Here is a 23,055-nt window from a genome sequence, read left to right as displayed (position 1 = left end):
TCCGGGATGGCTCTCTTTCGTGACCCGATCTTCGACGGCGCCGCCGACCCCGTTCTGGTCTTCAACCGGGGCGAGGGCGCCTGGTGGATGATCTACACCAACCGGCGGGCCACCGTGCCCGATCCGATCGGGGTGAGCTGGGTGCACGGCACCGATCTGGGGGTCGCCTCGTCCACCGACGGCGGCGCCACCTGGCTCTACCGGGGTGTGATCGAGGGCCTGGCCACCGAGTGGGGGCGGCACACCTACTGGGCGCCGGAGATCGTCGACGACGGCGAGACGTACCACATGTATCTGTCGGTGGTCCGTGGCGTGCCGGAGCAGTGGCCCGGCCACGAGCGGCACATCCGGCACTACACCAGCACGGATCTGCTGGACTGGACGTACCGTTCGACCCTGGATCTGTCGTCGAAGTTCGTCATCGACGCCTGCGTCGCCGAGCTGCCCGGCGGCGGCTACCGGATGTGGTACAAGGACGAGGCCGACGAGAGCCGCACCTGGGCCGCCGACAGCGATGATCTGTACTCCTGGCGGGTCCGCGGCCAGGCCATCGGCGGCCGGGCACACGAGGGCCCGAACGTGTTCACTCTCGGCGGGTCGCACTGGATGATCGTCGACGAGTGGCAGGGTCAGCGTGTGCACCGCTCCGACGACCTCGACACCTGGGAAGCGCAGGGTCTGCTGCTCGACGACGCCCCGATCGGCCAGCACGCCGACGTGGTGGTCCGCGGCGACGACGCACTGGTCTTCTACTTCACCCACGAACCGGACGGCCGTCGCTCGTCGATCCACGTGGCCCGGCTGGCCGTCTCCGGCGGCACCCTGGTCTGCGACCGGCACGAGACGCTGTCCGGCCCCTTGTTGCCGGTCTAGCACGATGGCGACGATCGCGGACGTGGCCCGGGCCGCCGGGGTCTCCCCGATGACCGTGTCGAACGTGATCAATGGCCATCCGCACGTCCGCGACTCGACCCGGGCCAAGGTCCTCGCCGCGATGACCGCGCTGGACTACCGGGTCAACGTCGCGGCCCGCAACCTGCGCCGGGGCCGGACCGGCGTGATCGGCCTGGCCGTGCCGGAGGTGAACCGGCCCTACTTCGCCCAGTTCGCGGCCGCCATCATCGCCGCCGCGCAGCGCCGTGACCTGCGGGTCAGCATCGAGCAGACCGGGGCGACCCGGGAGAACGAGCTGGCCGTGCTGGGCCTGTCCCGCAACCGGCTCTACGACGGGCTGATCCTGAGCACGGTCGGGATGGGCGCCGCCGACACCGAACATCTCAAGGTGCCGTACCCGGTGGTGATCCTCGGGGAGCGGATCTTCAACGGGCCGGTGGACCACGTCGCGATGCCCAATGCCGGTGGCGCCCGGGCGGCGGTGCGGCACCTGGCCGATCGGGGCTGTCGCCGGATCGCGATGCTGACCGGCGTGGAGACCACCGAGGTCGGCGTCTCCGAGTTGCGGCTCACCGGTTACCGGCTGGCCCTTCAAGATCTCGGTCTGCGGTACGACCCGGGCCTGGTCCAGCGGATGGACGAGATGTCGATGGGCGCCGCCGCCGAGCGGGTGCACGCCATGGTGACCGGCGGTCTCGACTTCGACGGCCTGTTCTGCCTGACCGACACGGCCGCGATGGGCGCGCTGCGGGCACTGGCCGACCTGGCCGTCGCCGTTCCGGAGGACGTCAAGGTGATCGGGTTCGACAACATCGAGGAGGGGCGGTTCCTGGTGCCGTCGCTGTCCACGGTGGACCCGGATCATCAGGCGATGGCCGAGAGCGCCGTCGGACTGCTGGCCCGGCGTATCGACGGCGGTGCCGGCCACGAGGAGTTCGTCAGCCGGTTCACGGTGATCGCCCGCGAGTCCACGGCGGTGTGACCCGCCGCATTGCGGACTCGTTACCTCTGGGTTGCCGGGGACGCATTGTGTCCCGCGCCACTTCCGTGTAACGATACAAATCCTTCCCCGGCCCGGTGGACGTGCAGGGGGAAAGCGCTTACCAGGTTCCCACCTTGAATCGATCCAAGCATATGGGAGTACACGATGGTGAATAGGCGTCATTTGCTCATGCTCGGCGCGCTCGGTGCTGCCGCCCCGCTCCTGACCGCCTGCGGCGGAGGAGACGACGTCGACGACGGCACCGGTAATGCCACCCTGAACTTCGCCTTCTGGGGCAACGACGACCGCGCCAACAAGTACAAGCAGGCCATCGACCTGTTCCAGACCCAGAATCCGACGATCAAGGTGCAGACCTCGTTCGCCGCGTGGGACGTCTACTGGCAGCAGCGCTCCACCGAGGCCGCCAGCTCCAGCCTCCCCGACGTGGTCCAGATGGACCTGGCGTACCTCGCCAAGTACGCCCGCACCAACCAGCTGCTCAAGCTCGACGAGCACCTCACCGGCGACCTCAACGTCAGCGGCATCGACCAGAGCATCCTGCCGGCCGGCAAGTACGAGGACGGCACCTTCGCCATCCCGACCGGCACCAACGCGTTCACCCTGAACTACAACGCGGCCCTGCTGAAGGAACTCGGCGTCGCCGAGCCGAAATCGCCGATGACGTGGGCGCAGTACCAGCAGCTCATCAAGGACGCGTCGGCCAAGGGCGCGGGCAAGTCGCCGAAGGTCTTCGGTTCCGGCGACTACACCGGCGTCTTCTGGATCTTCCTGCACTACCTGCGGCAGCAGGGCAAGGAGCCGTTCAGCGGCAACAAGCTCAACTTCACCGAGGCCGACCTGACGGCCTGGTGGGAGTCCACGACGCCGATGCGGGCCAGCGAGCTGATCCCGGCCAAGGACGTCGTCGCCCTCAAGCCGGTCTCGCCGTTCGCCAAGAGCCTGACCGCTTCCGAGTTCACCTGGGACAACCAGATCGCCGGCATCATCGGCGACTCCGGTGGCAAGGGCGAGTTCAAGCAGCTCACCCTGCCCACCGACACCAGCACCAGCGGCCTGTTCTACAAGGCCTCGATGCTGCTGTCGGTCTCCCAGAACACCAAGTTCCCCAAGCAGTCGCTGAAGCTCATCGACTTCCTGATCAACAGCCCCGAGGCCGGCAAGATCTTCGGCACCTCGAAGGGGCTCCCGGTCACCAAGGCCCAGCGCGACGCGATCGAGCAGGCCGGCACGGACGCCGCGGTCCTCGCCTACGAGGAGAGCATCAAGTCGTCGGTCGGCGCCTCGCAGGGCGCGCTGCCGGAGGGCTTCGGCACCATCGAGACCGACTTCCTCAACATCTCCGAGGAGATCAACTACGGCAAGGCCACCCCGGCCGACGCCGCGAAACGCTGGTTCGCCAACGCCGCCGACGCGCTCGAGCAGTAACCGTGACCGCACCCACCCTCGTCAAGGCACGCCGGCGGCGGGAGACCGCCGCCGGCTACACCTTCCTGTCTCCGTGGCTGCTCGGCTTCTTCCTGCTCACCGCGGGGCCGATGGTCGCCTCGCTGTACCTGTCGTTCACCGATTACGACCTGTTCAGCGACCCGGAGTGGATCGGTGTCGAGAACTACACCAAGCTGTTCGCCGACGAACGGTTCCGGCACTCGGTCACCGTCACGCTCGGCTATGTGCTGCTGGCGACGCCGCTGAAACTGGCCGCCGCCCTCGGCGTCGCGGTGCTGCTCAACGGCCGGCGCAAGGGGCAGGGCTTCTACCGCTCGGCCTTCTACGCCCCGTCGCTGATCGGCGCCAGCGTCTCCATCGCGATCGTCTGGAAGGCCCTGTTCGGCACCGAGGGCGCGGTCGACGAGATCGGGCAGTTCTTCGGCTGGAACTCCGGCGGCTGGGTCGGCAACCCGTCCCTGTCGATGCCGATGCTCGTCCTGCTGTCGGTCTGGCAGTTCGGCGCCCCGATGGTGATCTTCCTGGCCGGGCTCAAGCAGGTGCCCGCGGAACTCCACGAGGCGGCCCTGGTCGACGGCGCTAGCCGGGCCCGGCGCTTCTGGAGCATCACGCTGCCGATGATCTCGCCGGTGCTGTTCTTCAACCTGATCCTGGAGACGATCCACGCCTTCCAGATCTTCAACTCGGCGTACGTCATCTCCGGCGGCAACGGCTCCCCGGCCGGCTCGACCCTGTTCTACACGCTCTACCTCTACATGCGCGGCTTCGCCGACCTCAAGATGGGGTACGCGTCGGCGATGGCCTGGCTGCTGGCGATCGCGGTGGCGGTGCTGACCCTGATCATGTTCCGCTCGTCGAAGTCGTGGGTCCACTACGGAGGTGACCAGTCGTGAGCACCGCGGTACTCACCGAACCGGCGACGGCCCCGGCCGAGCACCGGCCGTCGAAACCGAAGGGCCGGCTCGGCAGCATCGGCTTCCACCTCGGCTCGCTGGCCGTCCTGGTGGTGGTCCTCTACCCCGGTGTCTGGACCATCGCCTCGGCCTTCAAGGAGCGCAGCCAGATCGTCGGCAGCGCCAACCCGTTCACCGCCTCGCCGACGCTGGACAACTTCCGCACGGCGCTGTCCGGGATCGCCGGGATCAGCTTCTGGCAGTTCTTCGGCAACTCCCTGGTGCTCGCCGTGCTGTCGGTGCTCACCGTGGTGGTCTCCAGTGCGATCAGCGCGTACGCCCTGGCCCGGATCCGTTTCCCCGGGCGGGACCTGTGGTTCGCGTTGATGATCGGGACCATGCTGGTGCCCGCGCACGTCATGCTGATCCCGCAGTTCATCGTGTTCCAGAAGGCTCAGCTGGTGAACACGCTGGTCCCGCTGCTGATCGGCAAGCTGCTCGCCACCGACGCCTTCTTCGTCTTCCTGATGGTGCAGTTCATCCGCAGCATGCCCCGGGAACTCGACGAGGCCGCCCAGGTCGACGGCGCCGGGCACACCCGGATCTTCTGGTCGATCATCCTGCCGCTGCTGCGCCCGGCGATCGCCACGTCCTCGATCTTCGCGTTCATCTGGAGCTGGAACGACTTCCTCGGGCCACTGCTCTATCTGAAGAAACCGGACATGTACACGCTGCCGCTGGCGTTGCGGTTGTATCTGGACCAGACCACCACGTCCGATTACGGGGCACAGATCGCGATGGCCGTACTGGCGCTGGTCCCGGTCATGTTGATCTTCTTCGTCTTCCAGCGTTACCTGATCGAGGGCGTCGCCACCCAGGGGCTCAAGGGATGAACGCGCGGTTCGCCCTGTTCGGCGAGGTGCTGATCACCGGCGTGGCGGTCGCGGCCGCCTCGCTGGGTGTGGTCACCGCGCTGCCCGCCGCCGTCGCCGGAGCCGGCCACCTGCGCCGGCACGTCGACGGCGAGGGCGGCGGCCTGTCCACGGCGGCCGCCGACTTCCGGACCGCGTTCCGGCGGCTGCCCGCGGCGAGTGTCGGCCTGCCGGTGCTGGCCGCCCTGCTCGCCTGGAACCTGACCGCCGGTCGCCAGGCCGGAACACCCGCCTTCGTCGCCTGCCTGATCGTCGCCGCCCTGGCGGCGATCACGGTGGTGCGGCTGGCCGCCTCCTGGACGCCGGACGACCCGTCCCCGGTCCGGACCGCGATCCACCACACCGTCACCGACCCGGCCGGCAGCGCCCTGCTGGCCGGAGCCCTGCTCGGCACGGTCGCCGTCGGCTGGATGCTGCTCCCACTGATCATCATCGCCCCGGGCCTGCTGCTACTCGCCTCCCTGGCGGTGCACCGCCGCCTCACCGACCCGGGCCCGTCGCCGTCTAATACAGCGACGAGAAGTCGAGTCCGAGGAAGCTGAGAACGGTCGTCAGGACCACCGCGATGCCCATCGCGGTGGCGATGAACACCGTCACGCCGACCAGGATCGCGGTCACCGCGCCGGAGACGCCGACCAGGTCCTCGCGCAGGACCTGACCGCGGTCGACACGGGTCCAGACGATCGGCGGGAGCTTGCGGGCGGGCGCCGGGGCCGGCGTGGCCACGCCCTGGTCGGGGCCTTCACGCCGGGTACCGACGCGGAATCCGCCCTGCGACTGTTCGTGCCCTGTTGCCTGCGTCATGACGTCGCCTCCCTGGCCCGGTTCCCCCTGTTCATCGGCGGCTTCGGTGAACTGATGAGGAGTTCGCGCCGGGCGGCGGCTCAGCGGGCGCCCGGCCGCACCAGCCCCGACTCGTACGCGGTGATCACCAGCTGCGCGCGATCCCGGGCGCCCAGCTTGCTCAGCAGCCGGGTGATGTGCGTCTTCACCGTGCCCACGCCCAGATGCAGGTGCTCGGCGATCTCGGTGTTCGACAGCCCGCGGGCGATCAGACCGAGCACCTCACGCTCGCGTTCGGTGATCATCTCCAGTCCGCGCGGCGCGTCGGCCGGCCCGCCCTGTCCGGTGAAGGCGGCGATCAGCCGCCGGGTCACCCGCGGCGCCAGCAGCGCCTCTCCGGCGGCCACCAGCCGGATGCCGGTGAGCAGCTCCGCCGCGGTGGTGTCCTTGACCAGGAAGCCGCTGGCGCCGGCCCGGAGCGCGGAGTAGACGTACTCGTCCAGGTCGAAGGTGGTCAGGATGAGCACCTTCACGTCGGCGGTGTCCGGCGCCGAGCAGATCTGCCGGGTCGCCTCGATACCGTCCGTCCCGGGCATCCGGACGTCCATCAGCACCACATCCGGCCGCAGCTGACGGGCCATCCGGACCGCCTCGGTGCCGTTGCCCGCCTCGCCCACCGCCGCATAACCGGGGGAGGCGTCGAGCAGCGCCCGGAAACTCTCCCGCATCAGCGCGTGGTCGTCGGCGAGGAGCACGGCGATGTCCGGCGCTGCCGCGGTCATGCGATCTCCTCGTTGCCGGTGTACGGGATGTCGGCGGCGACCCGGAAGCCGCCTTCGGGACGGGTCTCGGCGGACAGCGTGCCGCCGTACATCGTCACACGCTCGCGCATGCCGATGAGCCCCTGTCCTGCACGGCCCCGGTGCGGTCTGCGGCCCCGGCCGTCGTCGGTCACCTCGATGTGCGCCATGCCGTCCGCCGCCCGTACCGTCACCTGGCACCGGCTCGCCTCCGCGTGTTTCATCACGTTGGTCAGCGATTCCTGGACGATCCGGTAGACGGTCAGCCCGACGGCCACCGGCAGGTCGTCCGTACCGGTCACGGACAGGTCGACCCGGAACCGCGGCGACCGCAGCCGCTCGACCAGGCCGGCCAGGTCGGCGGTGCCGGGGGAGGGCGTCAGCTCCCCGCCCGGGTCGTCGTCGGCGCGCAGCACGTCCAGCAGCCGCCGGATCTCGGTGAGCGCCGACCGGCTGGTCCTCTCGATGGTCTGCAGCGCGGCCCGGCTCTCGGCCGGCCGTTGGTCGGCGATGTGGTTGGCCACCGTCGCCTTCACCGCGATCAGGCTCAGGCTGTGGCCCACGATGTCGTGCAGCTCGCGGGCGATCCGCAGCCGCTCGCCGGCGACCGCGTCCCGGGCCGCCCGGCGGGCCTGCTCGGCGCGGACCGCCCGCCGCCACCGGACCAGCCGGCCGGTGACCCAGGCCGTGACCAGGCTGACCAGGACCACTCCCAGCTCGACCTGCCACCACAGCGGTGCCTCGCTCTCCGGCGCGTCGGCGGGGGTGGTGCCGGTGCGCAGGTAGAGCCACGGGATGGTGACCGCGGCGGCGGCCACGGTCCCGGTCAGCGCGACAGCGGACATCACCCGGCCGGCCGAGGCGGCCGCGGAGTACAGCACCGGAGCGACCGGCAGCCAGGCCACGAAGAGGACCCCGATCCCGGCCGTGCCGGTGGCGGTGGCGACCGCGACGGCCGTGACCGCGACCGCCAGTGCCGGGAGCGGCCACCGGCGGCGGGCCGGCAGGGGCAGGCAGGCGGCAGCGGCGGCCGGCCACGCCACCCACGCCGAGTCGGTGAGCCGTGGGCCCGGCGGGTCCAGGGTGGCGGTGGCGAGGAAGTAGGTCAGCAGAACGGCGGCAGCGGCGTCGATCGATGTGCGGCGCGCCTCGAATCCGTGGAGCCGGGTCACCCGGCCACGCTATCCCGGTCTGTCCGGATCGGACGTCCGACCCAGGTCGGACCTCGGGTTCAGACCTCGGTCAGACGCGCCGGATCCCCCCTCGCCGACACCATGGAGCACATGATCGAGCTGGTGGAGTTGACCAAACGATACGGATCGACACTGGCGGTGGACGGCTTGTCCTTCGAGGTCCGCCCGGGTGTGGTGACCGGCTTCCTCGGCCCGAACGGGGCCGGCAAGTCCACCACCATGCGGATGATGCTGGGCCTGCACCGCCCGACGTCGGGCCGGGCTCTGGTCGGCGGCCGGCGGTACGACGAGATCCGTCACCCGCTGCACGAGGTCGGCGCGGTGCTGGACGCCGACGCCGCCCACCCGGGCCGGACCGCGTTCGTCCACCTGGCGTGCCTGGCCCGGTCCAACGGCATCAGCAGGGCGCGGGTGCACACGGTGCTGGAGCAGGTCGGACTGTCGAACGTCGCGGACAAGCGGGTCGGCGGGTTCTCCCTCGGCATGAGGCAGCGGCTCGGCATCGCCGGCGCGCTGCTCGGCGACCCGGGCGTGGTGATCCTCGACGAGCCGGTCAACGGCCTGGACGCCGCGGGCATCCGGTGGATCCGCTCCACCCTGCGGGCCCTGGCCGCGCAAGGCCGCACGGTGCTGCTGTCCAGCCACCTGATGAGCGAGATGGCGGTCACCGTCGACCGGGTGCTGATCATCGGCAAGGGCCGGCTGATCGAGGACACCTCGGTCGCGGAGATGCGGGACAGGTTCGAACGCGACGTCCTGGTACGGACCCCACGAGCGGCCGCACTCACTACCGTGATCACCCGCCTCGGCGCCACCGTGACCACCACCGGGGACGGGGACCTGATCGCCGTCGGCGTGGACGCCCCGGCCATCGGTGACGCCGCCGCGGCCGCCGGGATCCCGGTCCACGGCCTGACCCCGCGCAGCGCCACGCTCGAAGACGTCTACCTGCAAATGACCGACGAGGCCGCCGAGTACCGCGCCTCCACCGAAGGGATCGCCCGATGACCGTCCTCCCCGGCGCCTTCCGCGACGCGATCGCCGCCGAATTCCTCAAGGTCCGCACACTCCGGTCGACGTGGGCGTTCCTGGGCGGTGGAGTGGCCGCCTCCCTCCTCGGCGCACTCATCCTGTTCATGCTGGTGCGGGCCTACGACGCGGCCGGCCCGGCCGACAGACTCAGGTACGAGACCGCCGACCCCACCGTGGTCACCATGCCGTTCGTGATGTTCTTCATCGGCGCGATCGGCGCCATGCTCGTCACCAGCGAGTTCGGCACCCGCTCCATCGGGCCGTCCCTGCTCGCCGTCCCGCAACGCCGCACCCTGATCGGTGCCAAGGCCACCGTCGCCGGCCTCATCGGTCTGACCGGCGGCGCCGTGTTCGCCCTGTTCGCCTTCGCCGACGCCCGGCTCCTGCTCGGCAACCGGCCCGCACCCATCAACCCCTGGCCGCAGTGGACCGACGCCATCCCCACCGTGCTCTGCTCCACCCTGATCGTCACCGTCACCACAGTGGTCGCCATGGGCCTCGGCGCCCTGCTCCGCTCCACCGCCGGAACCCTCACCACCCTCGGCTCGCTGGTCCTGGTCGCGCCGATCTTCGCCCACTTCCTGCCCACCGTCTGGCAGCTGCGCCTCGCCTCGGTCCTGCTGCCCAACCTCACCCCCCAGCTGGCCGGCGGCAACCACCCGTACCTGCTCTCCCCGGGTGGCGCGGGCGCCGTCGCCGCCGGATACGTCCTGCTCGCCCTCGGTGCCGGCGCGCTCGCCTTCCGCCGCCGCGACACCGCCTGACCCTGTCCCGGTCACCAGGCCCGGATCCCGTCGGCCTGATTCGCCGCCAGGACGCCTCGCCGCCCGGCCGCCTGATTCGCCGCCGGCCGTCCGGCTGTCTGGTTCGGCTCCGGCCGCCCGGCCGGCTTGACACCGACGTAGCGTCACGGTTTGTGATGTGGGGATGAACAGCGCCGAGGTGGCCCGGCTGGCCGGGGTCAGTGTCCGCACCCTGCGGCATTACCACCAGATCAAGATCCTTCCGGAGCCGGTACGGCGGTCCAACGGGTACCGGGAGTACACCGTTCACGATCTGATCCTGCTGTTGCGGGTGCGGCGGCTGACCGAGCTGGGGCTGGCCCTCGACGAGATCCCGCCGCTGCTGGAGTCGCCGGAGCGGGCCGCGGCGGTGCTCGACGAACTGGACCGGGAACTGGCCGGGCAGATCGAGCTGCTCACCGCCCGCCGCGCCATGATCGCCCGGCTGCGGGCCACCGGCGCCAGCCCGGACACGCCGGTGGAGCTGGCCGGGCTGGTCGAGGCGGCCGGCCGGGACCTGCCCGCCGACCTGGCCCGCCAGGACCGGGACCTGATGATGCTGCTGCACCACGGGCTGGACGACCGGGGCCGGGAGATGCTGTCCGCGCTGCTGGAGCGGGTGGTGGACCCGGCACTGCTGGCGGGCACCACCGAGTTGACGATGCGGTTCGCCGCGCTCGGGCCGGACAGCACCGAGGACGAGATCGAGCGGCTGGCCGGGGACTACCGGGCGATGCTGGGCACGTTCGACGACGAACAGTTCGAGAACGTCGACATCCGCACCGGTGAGCTGCTCACCGCGTACCAGCAATCGGTCTTCAACGACGCGCAGCGTGCCTTTCTGGAACGCCTTGGCGAGACCGCTGTCTAAGCGTCTGTTTTCGGACAGTTGTCATACCGGGCATAACGGGCCTCCGGTTTGATTCCCATGATCACGACGGGCACTGTGCTGCCTCATGGCTCAGGACACCCGTCCGGCTACCCGCACCCAAGCACCGATCTTGACGCGGCTTTTCGACATCCTGTTTCGACCACGATCCGCACGGCGCTGATGGTCGCGTGGGGCCAGAGCGACGGCACCGAGAACGGCACCGAGACGGTTCTCTTCTTCTGTCGAGATCATCTGCTTCGTCATGGTGCTCGTCGCCTGGGTGCTCCTCCAGCTGGTTTGCACCGAGCGGTACGCCCGGATGTTCCTGGCCGGCACCGACGACACCCCGCCGCTGGACTTCCCGGCCACACCAACCCGACCCTGCTCGACTTCGCCTACTCCTCCTTCACCGTCGGCGTCACCTTCGGCACCTCGGACGTCTCGATCCAGTCGACCCGCTGGCGCGGCATCGTCCTCTGCCACGGCCTGCTGGTCTTCGTCTACAACACCGCGGTCATCGGCATGGTCCTCAGCCTGATTTCCGGTTGAGTTCCGGCTGGTCCCGCGGCCGGCTTGCGTGTCCGCGGCACAGGCCCGGGCGCGGTGCCGGGCCCGGCGGTCCGGCGCGGCGTCCGCGCCGGTCACCCGGGCCAGGGCATCATGCGCGGTACGGCGTTCGCCCGACACCGCGGAGTGGCACCTAGAGAAGGAGTGAGTCTCGGATGTCCAGTCTCTTCACCAGGATCATCGACGGCGAACTGCCCGGCCGTTTCGTCCACTCGGACGACAAGGCCGTGGCGTTCCTCTCCATCCAGCCGCTGACCGCCGGCCACACGCTGGTGGTGCCCCGCGCGGAGGTCGACGAGTGGACCGACCTCGATCCGGCGCTGGCCGCCCACGTGATGACGGTGGCGCACACGGTGGGAAAGGCACTGAAGCTGGCGTACGGCTGCGCCAGGGTAGGCGTGGTGGTGGCAGGTTTCGAGATCCCACACACCCACGTGCACGTATTCCCGACCGAGACGATGGCGGATTTCGATTTCATCAGGGCGACACCAATGTCCGACGAGGACTTGGAAGCCAACCGGAAACGCATCGTGGAGGCCTTGCGCCGGGCCGTCTGACGTTTTCTCAGCCGTTAGTCTCCGCCCATGGATCTGAGCGACCTGCAGTCCCGGGCGATGGCGATAGCCGATCTCTACGACCGACACCACGTGTCGGCCGGGCGCCCTCCATGGACCACCGGCGACCTGGCGCTGGGTTTTGTAGGCGACGTGGGCGACCTGGCCAAGCTGGTGATGGCCGTGGACGGCCGCAGGTCCATCCCGGACGCCGAACCAAAGTTGGGCCACGAGCTGGCCGACTGCCTGTGGTCGGTCCTGGTGCTGGCAGCCCGCTACCACGTGAACCTGGAATCCGAGTTCACCAAAATGACCAAAGGCATCGAAGAGAACCTGAACTCCGGAACCGACGAGCCGACCATTCGGACCATCGACCGGCCCCACGGTTAGGCCCGCGAACAACAGCCCCCGCCGTTCACCCGACACCGTCGTCGCGTGTCTGAGCGAGATGCGAGCGGCGGAAATGGCCGGGTGGGGTGCCGTACTCGCGGCGGAAGGCCGCAGCGAGAGAGAACTGGGTGGCGTAGCCGGTCCGGCGGGCGATGGACGCCAGCGGGTCGTCGGTCTCGCGCAGCAGCCGGGCCGCGAGGTCGAGCCGGTGGGCCAGGAGGTAGTCCTGCGGCGTCCTGCCGACCGCTGAGGTGAAGCGCCGGGTGAAGGTCGCCCGGGACATGCCCGCGGCACGGCTGAGGTCCTGCACGCTCCATCGACTGTGCGGGCTGTCGTCGATGGTCCGCAGGATCGCGGTGATGGCCGGGTCAGGCGTCGGCGGCCGGTCCACCGACGTGAGCCATTGACTCAGGGCGCCGACAAGCATCAGGTCCAGCAGCGCGTACCTGGCCGTGTCCGTACTCGGTATCGGTGACGATTCGTGCTCGTCGAGCAGATCGACGACCGGCCGGGCGGCAGGGCTCACCACGATCAGGTCGGGTAGTGCGGCGAGGTACGGGTGCACGTTCGTGTGCTGCAGGCGGTAGGCGCCACAGAGGAACTCGAAGTCGGCGGTGCCCGAAATCGGGTCGGCCGTGCCCAGCTTCACCGGTAGCAGCCCACGTAGCGGACGGGGGTGGTGGCTGAGTCCGTGATCCGCGCCCGAGGTCACCAGGACCACGTCGCCCTGCTTGAGCGGCACGGGTGACGCGTCCGCTGACAGCAGCCAACCGGTGCCGTGCAGGATGACGTGGAAGCCGCTACCGGTCAGTCCGGAGTAGTTCAGCCCCCACGGGCCGGATTGTTTGAACCGGCGGACTGTTCCGCGCCCGACCCGCAGCGCCGAGATCGCCTGGCTCACCTGATCCATGGGCGCGATGCTACATAGTCGTATACGCGTGCCTCACCACAGCATTTCCGCACGGCCGGACTACCGGTTGGCTGATGGCCATGAAAGATTGCATCGTGATCGGCGCGGGGGCGGCCGGTCTGAGCGCCGGTCTCACGCTCGCGCGGGCCCGCCGCACCACCCTGCTCGTCGACGCCGGCCGGCCGAGCAACCTCGTCGCCACCAGCATCGGCGGCCTGTCCGGGCACGACCGTCAGGCGCCCGGTGAGTACTACGCCGTCGCCCGCGCGCAGCTCGCCGCGTACCCGTCGGTCGAGTTGCGTTCGGGTGAGGTCCTCCAGGCCGTTCGTAATGACGACGGCACGTTCGCGGTGACCCTGGCCGGCGGTCGCCGCGAGTGGGCCCGCGCGGTGATCCTCGCGCCCGGCATGAACTATCGCTTTCCGGACGTGCCGGGGCTGGCTGAGCGGTGGGGTACGTCGGCGTTCCACTGCCCGTTCTGCCGCGGTTGGGAGGCCCGGAACCAGCCCATGGGAGTACTGGCAAGCGGCGCGGTGGGGGTGCACGGCGCGTTGAACCTGCGGGCCTGGACCGACCGGATCACCCTGCTGACCAACGGCGCCTCGTTGACCGGCGACCACCGCGACCTGCTGGCCGCCGGTGGAATCGCATGGGACGAGCGCCCCGTCGCTGTGCTCGACGGGCCCGGCACCGACCTCCGCACCGTTGCGTTCACCGATGGCACCGATCTCGCCGTGACCGCCCTGCTGGTCAAGAGCACGCTGTACCAGCGCTCGACGCTGGCCCGCGACCTCGGCGCCATCCTGACCGCCCCCGACGAGATGCTCAGCGTGGAGGCGATAGCGGTCGACGCGATGTGCCGTACCGCAGTTCCCGGCCTCTACGCGGCCGGCGACGCTGCCACCTCAGTCCCGCCGTCGATGGCCGCCGCCATAGCCTCGGGCTACCTGGCCGGCGCCGCCGCCACGGTGCAGACGGCAGCGGGATCCCTTCGTTGACTTTCGCCGGGTGTCCGGCCATCTACCTGACCTCGAGACGGCCCTCGATGCCGAAAAGTCGTTCATTCCAGTACTAACACCGTACAGATTTCCGCTACCGACCGATCTCGGAATTGTTGTCACGAGAAGTGCTCGGCGGCGTTCACGGATACGAAAGTGGTTTCAGCAATGGTCGCATCGACCGCACGGCCGTCACGAGCACGGCGCCGCCCTGGTTCCCGCATCAGCTGGACCGTAGTCACTTTGATCTCGCTGGCGATTGCCGGCTACTTCGTCGGCCAGTACGCCAGCGGCAACCTCGAGGCACTCGCTGCCGACGAGGTCGGGCTGGCGACGACCTACGTGAACCGGCCGCCACTGGTGCAGCTCGCGTTCTGGATTCACATCGTCTCGGCCGGCCTGGCTCTGGCCGTGGGTCCGTTTCAGTTCGCCAAACCGGTTCGCCGTCGTTTCCCCGCCGTGCACCGCTGGATCGGGCGTACCTATGTGGCGTCTGTCGCCTTCGCCTCGGCCTCGGGACTGGTGATGGCGTTCTACAGTTCCGCGGCCTTGATCGGGTTCTTCGGTTTCGGCTCGCTCGCGGTGCTGTGGGGATGGACCACCTACCGGGGCTACCGGACCATTCGCTCCGGTGACATCGCCGGCCATCAGGCGTGGATGATCCGTAGTTTCGCCTTGACCTTCGCGGCCCCTACTCTGCGGTTGTGGCTCGGGACGCTGATCGGTGTCCAGTTGCTGGCCGGCCGCACCGACTTCGAGCAGATCTTCGACGATGCCTACGCCGTGGTTCCGTTCATGTGCTGGTTGCCGAACATCGTGGCGGCCGAATTCATGATCTACCGGCGTAAACTTCCTGGCCTGAGGTTCTCACCCGCACCGACATCACGTCCCAGGGTGCAGGCCAGGGCCTGAGCGGTATCGCCGGGAGGGGCTGATCGGGACCGGCCGGATCAGCGAAGGTCGCGGTTCTCCACGATGTGGTGTGGAAAGCCGGTGCGGGCGGCGCGCAGCATGGCGCGGCCGAGCCGGTCGGTGGTGATCGCGTATTGCGGGGCGATGCGTTCGAGCAGCGGAAACATGGGGGCGGTGAGCGCGTACACGGTGCGGAAGAAGTTGGTCTTCGAGGTGGTGTGGAACGTCGGCTGGACCATGCCGGGACGGAAGGCGTAGCCGTTCCGGAAGGTCTTGATGACGGCGTTCTCGGTGCGGCCCTTGACCCGGGCCCACATCTGCCGGCTGTCGGGATCGGTGCCGCCTCCTGAGACGTAGACGAAGGTCATGTCAGGGTTGAGCTTCGCGAGCGTGTGCGCGGCGGCGACGGGGTATTCGTGGTTCACCTTGGTGTAAGCGGCCTCGTCCAGGCCGACCGAGGACACCCCGAGGCAGTAGAAACAAGCGTCGTACCCGGCCAGTTCGTCTTCGATCGGCGTCAGATCGGCAAAGTCGTCCAGTACCACCTCGCGTACCTTCGGATTCTTCATCCTGGTCGGCGTGCGCACCACGGCGAGCACCTGCTCGACATCCGGATCCGACAGGCTCGCGTGCAGCACGCTCTGGCCGACCATGCCGGTCGCGCCGAAGATGATGACATTCATGGTTGTTCCTTCGGTCCGTTCTTGTTCAGGGTCGGCTTTTTACGCAGTGCGGGGCTGGGTGGCGCCGACGACAGGGAATCTCACTCCGGTGAGGTCTTCGGAGACGGTCCACAGGCGCTGTTGGACGGCCACCTCATGGGAGGCCGGGCTGGAGGTGACCAGCCGCGGGTGGCCCTTGATCTCGAAGCGGCCGCCGGGGCCGTAGTACTGGCCGCCGAGTGCGGCGGGGTCGGTGGCGGCACGCAGAGTCGGCAGTGCGCCCATCGCCGGTGTCTGGGTGATCAGGGGTGCCAGCGCGGTGAGCGGCAGCCGCAGGGCCGCGGGGCTGTTACGGACCAGTTCGGTGCTGGACAGGCCGGGGTGTGCGGCCGTCGCGACGGTGGTGCCGTGCTCGGCGAGCCGGCGCTGTAGCTCGTACGTGAACATCAGGTTGGCCAGTTTGGACTGGCCGTAGGCGCCGGCCCGGCTGTACGACTTCTCCCACTGCAGGTCGTCGAAGTGAATCGCGGCGCGGATGCGGTGGCCGGTGCTGCTGACCGTCACCACGCGTGAGCCGGGCAACGGCAGCATCCGGTCCAGCAGCAGGCCGGTGAGCGCGAAGTGCCCGAGGTGGTTGGTGCCGAACTGCATCTCGAAGCCGTCGCGGGTGGTCTGCTTCGGGTTGTACATCACGCCGGCGTTGTTGATCAGCAGGTCGATGCGGTCGAGCCGGGACCGCAGCGCCGCGGCCGCGGCCCGGACGGAATCGAGCGAGGTGAGATCGAGTTGCTGCACGCTCACGTCGCCGTTCATGCGAGCCGCGGCCTGCCTGCCCTTCTCGACGTTGCGCACGGCGATCACGACGGATGCCCCCCGCTCGGCGAGCGCCTTGGCGGTCTCGAACCCGAGCCCGGTGTTGGCGCCGGTCACCACGGCCACTCGTCCCTGCTGGCCGGGGATGTTCGCCGTCGTCCACTTCTCGTTCATGGTGTGCCCCTCGTCTTAAGTACCGTAGGTATCTTGCATGGACCACGTTAAAGTACCCTCGGTACGGTTGTCAACGTACCGAGGGTACTTAAATTGGGTGGTGGTCATGACTTTTCAGCGAGCGCGGACCGAGGAGCAGCGGGAGGTCCGCCGGCGGGCGATCCTCGACATGGCATCGGCGATGCTGGACGAGATGCCGGTGGCCGCGGTGACCCTCAACGAGCTCAGCCGCCGGGTCGGCCTGGCGAAGCCGAACGTGCTGCGTTACTTCGAGTCGCGTGAGGCGGTGCTGCTCGAACTGCTGGACCACTTCCTGCAGGAGTGGCTGGCAGGGCTGGCGCACGAGTTGGATGCCGGCGTCGACGCCGACCTTTCGGCGGCCGAGCGGGCGATGGCGGTGGCGGCGATCCTCAGCCGGTCGCTGTCCAGCCGTGGCGTGCTGTGCGAACTCTTCGGCGCGCAGGCGAGCGTCCTGGAGCACAACGTGTCCGTGACGGTCGTCGCCCGCTACAAGCTGGCCTCCCTGAACCGGCTGGCGACGATGGCCGCCCTGGTGCGCAAGTGTCTGCCGGAGCTCGGGGACGACGCGCCGTTCTGCAGCCTGCAGACCATGCTCACGGCCGGCGCGCTGGCGCCGTACCGAACGCCCCCGTCCAGCCTCGAGGCGGCCTATCAGAGCGAACCCGACCTGGCCCGCTCCCGCGTGGACCCCAATGACTACTTGACGCAGGCCCTGACCGTGACATTCCTGGGCGTACTTGCCCGCCGTTGATGCGGGGCGAGGGTAAGGGGTTACTCGGTTTCGGCGCGCGGCCCGGCCGTGATGGTGGTGAAGATCTGTCCGAGGCCGTCGGCGCGGGTGACAACCGTGTCGCCGGGCTTGAGGTAGACGTCGGCTTCCGTGGCGTCGCGGACATACACCTTCAGGGCGGAGTCGACGATCGTGTCGGCGTTGGTGCCCAGGCTGCCGGCCCATTCCATGAAACCGAGGAAACGCTGACGGGTGTCCGGTGCGCGGTAGACGACGCCCTCGGGGGTTCCGGTCTGCAGAATGGTGCCCCGCGGGATCATCCCGGGCGTCGCCGTCAGGGTGGTGGGCACACCGTCGCTGTCCCAGGTCCGGTCCCCGGCGGCGATCGTCTTGTCGATCATCGTGCGGACGTCCCAGATCAGGTCGGCCGGCTCGGCGCGCTGACGCAGTCCGCCGTTGACGAACAGGTCGAGCCGCAAACCCCGGTAGTACGACTCCCAGTCGGCGGGGATGACGAACAGATCTCCGGTGCTGAGGAAACCGGGCTGGCTCTTGGCATTGGTGAACCCGGCGCCGCCGGTGAGGTCGTCCGGTTCGATCTGACTCACCAGCAGCTCGCGGTCGGTCCAGTCGTTGGACAACACCAGACCGAGATGCTGCGGTACGCCGGTGGAGGCGGTGATGTCGTTCAGGGCGACGATGCCGAGTTCCACCTCGTAGTCGAGCAGGCCGTGCGTTCCGGCCGGGAGCGGGCTGTGGGAGTCGGTGAGCGCGGCGACCTTGGGGAAGACGAACGGTTCCTCGATGGTCGCCTCGGCCTGGTGCTCCTTGTAGTTGGTGCCGATGCCGACGTGGTGCGGGTGGGTGTCCAGCGAGGTCAGCGTGTCGGTGGAGGCGACCGTGATCCGGGGCCGGGCGGGGTCGCCGGCGATGTCCCGGATGGCCGCGTACCCGAGCCTGTTGAAGGCGGCGATCGGTTCGGTGAAGGAAGCGCCCAGGTCGACGCCGCTGATGGCCCCCTTCTCGTACGCCGTGACCGCGAGAACCCGGGGCCCCGACCCGGTGTCGACCCGGGCGAAGGTGAGCGCCGTCGCCGGGTCGGCGATGGACACCCGGTCCGTCGCGCCCGGCGGCATCTGCTCGGAGTGGACGATCGGGAACTCCACCGGCACGGCCCGGGCGATCCCGTACGACCCGAGGCTCGCCACGGCGAGACCGGCCGCAATGACGCCGGTGAGGGCGACGGCCTTACGCCGACGGTTCGAGCCGCTGTTGGTGCTGGTCATGTTGTTCTCCCTGATGCGTTCCCGGTGCCGCCCGTTGCGGTGACGGGAAGAAACGTACGAACGCGATCAGGTCCGGGGCATCACCCTGGCGGTGTTGTCGACCCGTACCGGCGTATGTGCCCCGGGGTTACCAGCCCGGTCTCGTAGGCGAGCAGGACCGCGTGCACCCGGTCGCGGAGATGCAGCTTGGTCAGGATCCGGCTGACGTGGCTCTTGGCCGTCTGCTCGGCCATGAACAGCTCCTTGCCGATCTCGGCGTTCGACCGTCCGGCAGCGATCAGCTGGAAGACCTCCCGTTCGCGGTCGGTGAGGCTGTTGAAGACCGTGGTCGACGTCAGGCCGGCCGGTTTACTGCTGACGAAGTTCTCGATGAGCCGCCGGGTGACCTGAGGTGCCAGCAGTGAGTCACCCTGCGCGACGACCCGGACCGCGGTCGTGAGCTGCTGGGCGTCCGCGTCCTTGAGCAGGAAGCCGCTGGCCCCGGCCTCGAGAGCGGCGTACACGTAGTCGTCGATGTCGAAGGTGGTGATCATGATGACGCGCGGGACGGCCGCCGGACCGTCGGCACTCAGCAGCCGGCGGGTCGCGTCGATGCCGTTCATCTTCGGCATCCGTACGTCCATGAGGACGACGTCCGGGCGCAGTGAGCGGTTACGGGCGAGGGCTTCCTCACCGTCGGCGGCCTCGCCGACCACGGTGATGTCGTCCTCGGCCCCCAGGACCGCGGACAGCCCGGCGCGGTACATGGGCTGGTCGTCGACGATCAGGACACGGATGGTCATGGGTTCTCCGGTTGGTGGTCGAACGCGGCGGGGATCGTCGCGTCGACGAGGAAGCCCCCGTCGTCGGTCGGCCGGGTGGTGAGCCGGCCGCCCAGCGCGGTGACGCGTTCGCGCATGCCGCGCAGTCCCTGCCCGCCCTGGTCAGCGCTGGAGACTACCGGCGGCCCCGGACGGGCGGTCGGGGGGTCGTTGCGGACGGACACATGCAGTGCGGCGCCGTCGGCGTTGATGCTCACGTCGGTGGCGGCGGTGGGCGCATGGCGGATCACGTTGCTGAGCGCCTCCTGCACGATGCGGTAGGCCGTCAGCTGAACCAGGGGACTCGCCTTTGCCGCCACGGCGTCGATGCTGGCGCGGATCGGGACCTCCGCTCGCGAGACGGCGGTGACGAGGTCGTCGATGTCGGCCAGCTGCGGTTGGGGCAGCAGGTCGGCGTCGTCGGACCGCAGGATGCCCAGCAGTTGGCGCATCTCGGCGAGTGCATTGCGGGCCGACCGGGCGATGTCCTGGAACTCGTCGTTCACCGTCGAGGTGCTCGCACCCTTCAGCCGGATCGGCGCCGACATCGCCTGCATGTGCACGAGCGACATGCTGTGGGCGACGACGTCGTGCAGCTCCCGCGCGATGCGGGCCCGTTCCTCCACGTGCAGCCGCTGGGCCTGTTCCAGCTCGACGTCGCGCCGTGCCGCGGCCAGGTCGGCGCGGATCCGGCCCCGTTGACCTACGGCGATCGCCGCCGCCAGCACGGTGGCTGTGTAGCTGGCGTAGATCGTCAGGTTCGTACCCCACTGGTCCGGGTCGGCGTACCGCTGCGGGGAGGTGACGATGAGAACGACCAGCAGGGCGACGCTGGCCCACCACGTGCTCATCGATACGGTCCACCGCTCCCGGACGCCCAGCAGGACGATGAGAGCGCCCAGGGACAGCAGGCCGGTGACGGGCAACGGCCACGGCTCACCGGCCGTATCGCGGGTGGCGGTCACCAGCGCCGCGATCGACGCCAGGTGCACGACCGCCGCTGTCCGGGCCCTGAACACCGCGAGGACGAGCGACCCGCACTGCACCGTGGCGATGGCGAACGCGACAGCGAGATCCAGCTGATAGACGGCGCTCGTGAGCGGAACGGTGACGGTGTACAAGCCCGTGACGAACAGCGCGACAACGCACCAGGCCCAGAACGGGAGAGTACGGCCAGGTCGGGGGACCAGCTCGGATGCGTGGTCGGCGACATTCTCTGCACCGGTCATATGCACGATCCCGGGTCTTCTGACGAGCCGATGATGAGGTACAGGATCCGGCGCAGCGAGACGATCTGGTCGGCCGGGACGGGCCCGATCGCGGCAGCTTCCGCAGCTTCCGCGCCATGGGCAACCGCGGCTCGTACCGCATCGCCTTCCGGGGTGATGGCCGGGATGCGGGCGCGCCGGTCTCGCGGATCGACGCGTCGAGAGACCAAGCCCATCTTCTCAAGGCGGTCGATCTCGGCGGTGAGGGTGGTCTTGTCCACGCCGAGCGCCTGCCCGAGTTCCATCTGAGTCAGATCCGCGGTCTTGTGCAGGGCGCTGAGAACGATGTGGTCACGAAGCGACAAGCCGTGGCGTTCCGCCTCCGCGCCGACGAGGGTGTGCATCCGCTGCGCGGCACGGTGAAGGAGCCACGTCAGCTCCGAGTCGGGCCCGGGCCCCAGGGCCGGGCGCTGCGGCGCTTCGCCGTCGCTCTCGGAGCCGGCAGTGCGTGAAGCGGGTTGGGCAGGCATGGTCACATCATCACCTGGGCACGCTGGGGAACCGCGAGGGGAGCAGCGGGATGCTGTCGAAGGCCGCGACGTCGTGCGCCGGCACGACCTGCAACGCGCGGCTGAGGGCGATGCTGCGCCGCAGGCCGAGCCGGACGGTCCCGGCGTCGACGTCGGCGACGCGGTGGAGCAGCCAGGGGCGTTCGGCGCCGCGGATGATGCCGTCCATCTGCCAGGTGAGGTCGCCGATGAACGCGTACCGCTTCCCGGAGGGCAGGGTGACGAACACGACGACCGAACCCGGCGTGTGCCCGGCGGCGAGGGCGACGATCACGGATCCATCCCCATGGACATCGAAGCTTGCGGGAAAGCCGAGGTACTCCGGCCCGTCGAAGGTGTACTCCCGGATCTCGAGGCCCTCCGACACCGCCCGGAACACCGCTCCGTGTGAGTCCCCGGCGCCGTAGCGCAGCTCGGCCTTGTTGATCCACACCGGCACCCGCAGGGAGTCCAAGCCGCTGACGTGATCCCAGTGAACGTGCGTGACAAGCACGCCCAGAAGCCGGGACCTGTCGTAGGCGGCGGCGTCGAGCTGCTGCGATGCGGTCCGCCCACGCTGATAGGGGGCGCGCTCCATCCGCGCCAGCATCTTGATGTGCTCCGCCACGTGCTCGCCGAAGCCGGCGTCGATCAGCAGATCGCCGTTCGGATGCGAGATGAGCACCGCGGTGGCCGCGAAGTCACGCTTGTCCCGCAGCGACCCTCCGGTAACGGCGAACGCCGCTCGCGTCGTGTAAGTGCCGGTGGGCAGGCGATACAGCGCCATGTCCGTGGGGGGAGCCGCCTCGGGCAGTGGAGCGGTCCAGAAGGAGGTGGGTGACGGAGCCGTGCGCCGATAGTATGAACTCGGAACATCCGAAGCAAGACTAGTTTCCGCCGGGAGCGGGGAGCTCCGGGTACGACGGCGTCATATGCCCTGGTGGGCGTCGCGGTTCCGGCGCGGGCCACCAAGGCCTCCCGGGTCGCGGACGGCGACACCCGCGGGTCGATGTGGACGGCGACGGCACCACGGCGCTCGTGTCGATCCGGCTGGCCGGGATCCAGGCGATGGAGCAACACGTCTACTCGCCGAACCCGGCGAAGCGGCGCGGCGACAGTCACGCGCTGGAGGCGACCGCCCGCTTCAAGCAGCTGATCAAGGTGAGTGGTGGCCGGAAGATCCGGGTCACCTCGCCGACGGCGTCCAGCCAGAGCGGTGAGCGGCCGTTGCGCTCGGTTGCCGTGAAGATCGGCGACAAGCTGCTCAGGGAGGACCCTTTGACCAAGCCGCTCGACACCTGGCTGGCACAGGACTTCGGACCGCTCCAGCGTGCCACACCATCGACAAGATCCTCGAACAAGCAGCCGTCGGAGTGCCTGTTCCCGAGCCGGCGGCCGAGTCACCGAGCCCGGCCGTGGCCGACTGTGGCATCAGATTCACCCGCCACCGGGCGGCCTCGGCGGTTGGATCGCCGAGACGCAGAAAGAGCGTGAACATGCCGTGAGTCGGCAGCAGGCCGAGTTGGATGCCGTGGTCGAGCGCCGGGCGGGTCAACTATCGGCTGCCGAGATCGCCAACCTGATCGACGAGGTCGGCGACATGGTGACTGTGCTGAGAAGGGCCGAGCCCGAGGCCAAGCTGGAGAGGTGCCGCAACCTGGGGCTGCGGTTGACCTATCTGCCAAAAACAAAAACGGTGCGGGCTGATGTAAATCTAGCCGCGCACCGTTATGAATCAGGTTGTGTCCGAGGCCCAACACTCGAAGTGCGCACACGATTGTTGTCCGTGAGTTGGGCATCCGGAGTTGGTGAGTGTTACTGCGGCCGAGGCAGCGGATCATGGTGTTGCTCAG

Annotated in this window: 28 protein-coding genes; 17 read left to right on the top strand and 11 right to left on the bottom strand. The window is 69.2% G+C overall.

The features are described 5' to 3' along the window. The first annotated feature begins 6 nt into the window (after positions 1-6). The 6 genes from Aco03nite_RS12880 (at position 7) to Aco03nite_RS12855 (ending at position 5,710) form a co-directional block, all read left to right on the top strand. Entirely contained in the window at positions 7-873 is an 867-nt protein-coding gene (locus tag Aco03nite_RS12880; RefSeq protein ID WP_203795291.1) for a glycoside hydrolase family protein, read from the top strand. Between the two features lie 4 nt (positions 874-877). Continuing rightward, positions 878-1,876: a LacI family DNA-binding transcriptional regulator gene (locus Aco03nite_RS12875; RefSeq protein WP_203795290.1), complete on the top strand. Its 999-nt coding sequence runs from the start codon at positions 878-880 to the stop codon at positions 1,874-1,876. Positions 1,877-2,041: 165 nt separating this feature from the next. Continuing rightward, the gene (locus Aco03nite_RS12870; RefSeq protein WP_203795289.1) at positions 2,042-3,322 is read left to right on the top strand and encodes an ABC transporter substrate-binding protein; all 1,281 of its coding nucleotides are present in this window, start codon (positions 2,042-2,044) and stop codon (positions 3,320-3,322) included. A gap of 2 nt (positions 3,323-3,324) precedes the next feature. Beyond that, positions 3,325-4,236 carry a carbohydrate ABC transporter permease gene (locus Aco03nite_RS12865; RefSeq protein WP_239145104.1) on the top strand — a complete coding sequence of 304 codons (912 nt, stop codon included), beginning with the start codon at positions 3,325-3,327 and terminating at the stop codon, positions 4,234-4,236. Beyond that, positions 4,233-5,129, top strand: coding sequence for a carbohydrate ABC transporter permease (locus Aco03nite_RS12860; RefSeq protein ID WP_203795288.1), 897 nt, complete (start codon positions 4,233-4,235; stop codon positions 5,127-5,129). Before Aco03nite_RS12865 ends, Aco03nite_RS12860 begins: the two co-directional genes overlap by 4 nt. Further along, positions 5,126-5,710: a hypothetical protein gene (locus tag Aco03nite_RS12855; RefSeq protein ID WP_203795287.1), complete on the top strand. Its 585-nt coding sequence runs from the start codon at positions 5,126-5,128 to the stop codon at positions 5,708-5,710. The genes Aco03nite_RS12860 and Aco03nite_RS12855 overlap by 4 nt, the downstream gene beginning before the upstream one ends. On the opposite strand, the gene Aco03nite_RS12850 is transcribed toward Aco03nite_RS12855, so the two are convergent. From Aco03nite_RS12850 to Aco03nite_RS12840, 3 genes are all read right to left on the bottom strand, one after another. Further along, entirely contained in the window at positions 5,673-5,972 is a 300-nt protein-coding gene (locus Aco03nite_RS12850) for a hypothetical protein (protein WP_203795286.1), read from the bottom strand. The two genes, Aco03nite_RS12855 and Aco03nite_RS12850, sit on opposite strands and share 38 nt — an antisense overlap. 80 nt (positions 5,973-6,052) lie before the next feature. Next, positions 6,053-6,733 carry a response regulator gene (locus Aco03nite_RS12845; protein WP_203795285.1) on the bottom strand — a complete coding sequence of 227 codons (681 nt, stop codon included), beginning with the start codon at positions 6,731-6,733 and terminating at the stop codon, positions 6,053-6,055. After that, positions 6,730-7,923 carry a sensor histidine kinase gene (locus tag Aco03nite_RS12840; protein WP_203795284.1) on the bottom strand — a complete coding sequence of 398 codons (1,194 nt, stop codon included), beginning with the start codon at positions 7,921-7,923 and terminating at the stop codon, positions 6,730-6,732. Before Aco03nite_RS12840 ends, Aco03nite_RS12845 begins: the two co-directional genes overlap by 4 nt. A 111-nt stretch (positions 7,924-8,034) precedes the next feature. Between Aco03nite_RS12840 and Aco03nite_RS12835 the strand changes: the two genes are divergently transcribed. The 6 genes from Aco03nite_RS12835 to Aco03nite_RS12810 all read left to right on the top strand — a co-directional run bounded on the left by Aco03nite_RS12835 (position 8,035) and on the right by Aco03nite_RS12810 (position 12,140). After that, a complete protein-coding gene (locus tag Aco03nite_RS12835) occupies positions 8,035-8,952 on the top strand; it encodes an ABC transporter ATP-binding protein (protein WP_203795283.1) in 918 nt (305 codons plus the stop codon). Continuing rightward, on the top strand, positions 8,949-9,740 hold the full coding sequence (locus Aco03nite_RS12830) for an ABC transporter permease (RefSeq protein WP_203795282.1): 792 nt from the start codon (positions 8,949-8,951) through the stop codon (positions 9,738-9,740). The genes Aco03nite_RS12835 and Aco03nite_RS12830 overlap by 4 nt, the downstream gene beginning before the upstream one ends. Positions 9,741-9,903: 163 nt before the next feature. Further along, complete coding sequence (locus Aco03nite_RS12825; RefSeq protein ID WP_203795281.1) at positions 9,904-10,629, top strand: MerR family transcriptional regulator; 726 nt, start codon at positions 9,904-9,906, stop codon at positions 10,627-10,629. 180 nt (positions 10,630-10,809) lie between these two features. After that, on the top strand, positions 10,810-11,178 hold the full coding sequence (locus Aco03nite_RS12820) for a DUF1345 domain-containing protein (protein ID WP_203795280.1): 369 nt from the start codon (positions 10,810-10,812) through the stop codon (positions 11,176-11,178). Positions 11,179-11,351: 173 nt separating this feature from the next. Beyond that, entirely contained in the window at positions 11,352-11,753 is a 402-nt protein-coding gene (locus Aco03nite_RS12815) for an HIT family protein (protein WP_203795279.1), read from the top strand. 27 nt (positions 11,754-11,780) lie between these two features. Beyond that, a complete protein-coding gene (locus tag Aco03nite_RS12810; RefSeq protein ID WP_203795278.1) occupies positions 11,781-12,140 on the top strand; it encodes a nucleoside triphosphate pyrophosphohydrolase family protein in 360 nt (119 codons plus the stop codon). Positions 12,141-12,165: 25 nt separating this feature from the next. Here the strand turns inward: Aco03nite_RS12810 and Aco03nite_RS12805 are convergent, their stop codons facing one another. Next, on the bottom strand, positions 12,166-13,050 hold the full coding sequence (locus tag Aco03nite_RS12805; protein ID WP_203795277.1) for an AraC family transcriptional regulator: 885 nt from the start codon (positions 13,048-13,050) through the stop codon (positions 12,166-12,168). Positions 13,051-13,124: 74 nt separating this feature from the next. On the opposite strand from Aco03nite_RS12805, the gene Aco03nite_RS12800 reads away from it, so the two are divergent. Both Aco03nite_RS12800 and Aco03nite_RS12795 read left to right on the top strand, forming a co-directional pair. Further along, a complete protein-coding gene (locus tag Aco03nite_RS12800; RefSeq protein WP_239145103.1) occupies positions 13,125-14,048 on the top strand; it encodes an NAD(P)/FAD-dependent oxidoreductase in 924 nt (307 codons plus the stop codon). Positions 14,049-14,291: 243 nt separating this feature from the next. Beyond that, the gene (locus tag Aco03nite_RS12795; RefSeq protein WP_239145102.1) at positions 14,292-14,960 is read left to right on the top strand and encodes a DUF2306 domain-containing protein; all 669 of its coding nucleotides are present in this window, start codon (positions 14,292-14,294) and stop codon (positions 14,958-14,960) included. Positions 14,961-14,998: 38 nt separating this feature from the next. Here Aco03nite_RS12795 and Aco03nite_RS12790 read toward each other — a convergent pair whose 3' ends face one another. Further along, positions 14,999-15,643, bottom strand: a complete 645-nt coding sequence (locus Aco03nite_RS12790; RefSeq protein ID WP_203795275.1) for an NAD(P)H-binding protein — start codon at positions 15,641-15,643, stop codon at positions 14,999-15,001. Positions 15,644-15,682: 39 nt separating this feature from the next. Next, positions 15,683-16,609 carry an SDR family NAD(P)-dependent oxidoreductase gene (locus tag Aco03nite_RS12785; RefSeq protein WP_203795274.1) on the bottom strand — a complete coding sequence of 309 codons (927 nt, stop codon included), beginning with the start codon at positions 16,607-16,609 and terminating at the stop codon, positions 15,683-15,685. A 106-nt stretch (positions 16,610-16,715) separates the two neighbouring features. Here Aco03nite_RS12785 and Aco03nite_RS12780 point away from each other — a divergent pair, with 106 nt between their 5' ends. Continuing rightward, the gene (locus tag Aco03nite_RS12780; RefSeq protein WP_203795273.1) at positions 16,716-17,381 is read left to right on the top strand and encodes a TetR/AcrR family transcriptional regulator; all 666 of its coding nucleotides are present in this window, start codon (positions 16,716-16,718) and stop codon (positions 17,379-17,381) included. Between the two features lie 20 nt (positions 17,382-17,401). Here the strand turns inward: Aco03nite_RS12780 and Aco03nite_RS12775 are convergent, their stop codons facing one another. From Aco03nite_RS12775 to Aco03nite_RS12755, 5 genes are all read right to left on the bottom strand, one after another. After that, positions 17,402-18,646, bottom strand: coding sequence for a fumarylacetoacetate hydrolase family protein (locus Aco03nite_RS12775; RefSeq protein WP_203795272.1), 1,245 nt, complete (start codon positions 18,644-18,646; stop codon positions 17,402-17,404). Positions 18,647-18,726: 80 nt separating this feature from the next. Beyond that, positions 18,727-19,428 carry a response regulator gene (locus tag Aco03nite_RS12770; RefSeq protein WP_203795271.1) on the bottom strand — a complete coding sequence of 234 codons (702 nt, stop codon included), beginning with the start codon at positions 19,426-19,428 and terminating at the stop codon, positions 18,727-18,729. Next, positions 19,425-20,567 carry a sensor histidine kinase gene (locus tag Aco03nite_RS12765; RefSeq protein WP_203795270.1) on the bottom strand — a complete coding sequence of 381 codons (1,143 nt, stop codon included), beginning with the start codon at positions 20,565-20,567 and terminating at the stop codon, positions 19,425-19,427. Before Aco03nite_RS12765 ends, Aco03nite_RS12770 begins: the two co-directional genes overlap by 4 nt. 104 nt (positions 20,568-20,671) lie before the next feature. Beyond that, positions 20,672-21,184 (bottom strand): MarR family winged helix-turn-helix transcriptional regulator, encoded by a 513-nt coding sequence (locus Aco03nite_RS12760; protein WP_239145133.1) that lies wholly within the window; start codon positions 21,182-21,184, stop codon positions 20,672-20,674. Positions 21,185-21,194: 10 nt separating this feature from the next. Next, positions 21,195-21,989 carry an MBL fold metallo-hydrolase gene (locus Aco03nite_RS12755; protein WP_203795269.1) on the bottom strand — a complete coding sequence of 265 codons (795 nt, stop codon included), beginning with the start codon at positions 21,987-21,989 and terminating at the stop codon, positions 21,195-21,197. Positions 21,990-22,240: 251 nt separating this feature from the next. On the opposite strand from Aco03nite_RS12755, the gene Aco03nite_RS12750 reads away from it, so the two are divergent. After that, positions 22,241-22,696 (top strand): hypothetical protein, encoded by a 456-nt coding sequence (locus Aco03nite_RS12750; protein ID WP_203795268.1) that lies wholly within the window; start codon positions 22,241-22,243, stop codon positions 22,694-22,696. A gap of 7 nt (positions 22,697-22,703) precedes the next feature. Then, positions 22,704-23,055, top strand: a 352-nt coding sequence (locus tag Aco03nite_RS12745; protein ID WP_203795267.1) for a hypothetical protein, incomplete at its 3' end; no start/stop codon positions are given.

This window comes from Actinoplanes couchii, assembly GCF_016862075.1.
Classification (GTDB): domain Bacteria; phylum Actinomycetota; class Actinomycetes; order Mycobacteriales; family Micromonosporaceae; genus Actinoplanes; species Actinoplanes couchii.
Note: the sequence above shows the minus strand (reverse complement) of the source record. Positions and strands in the feature narration are given on the sequence as shown.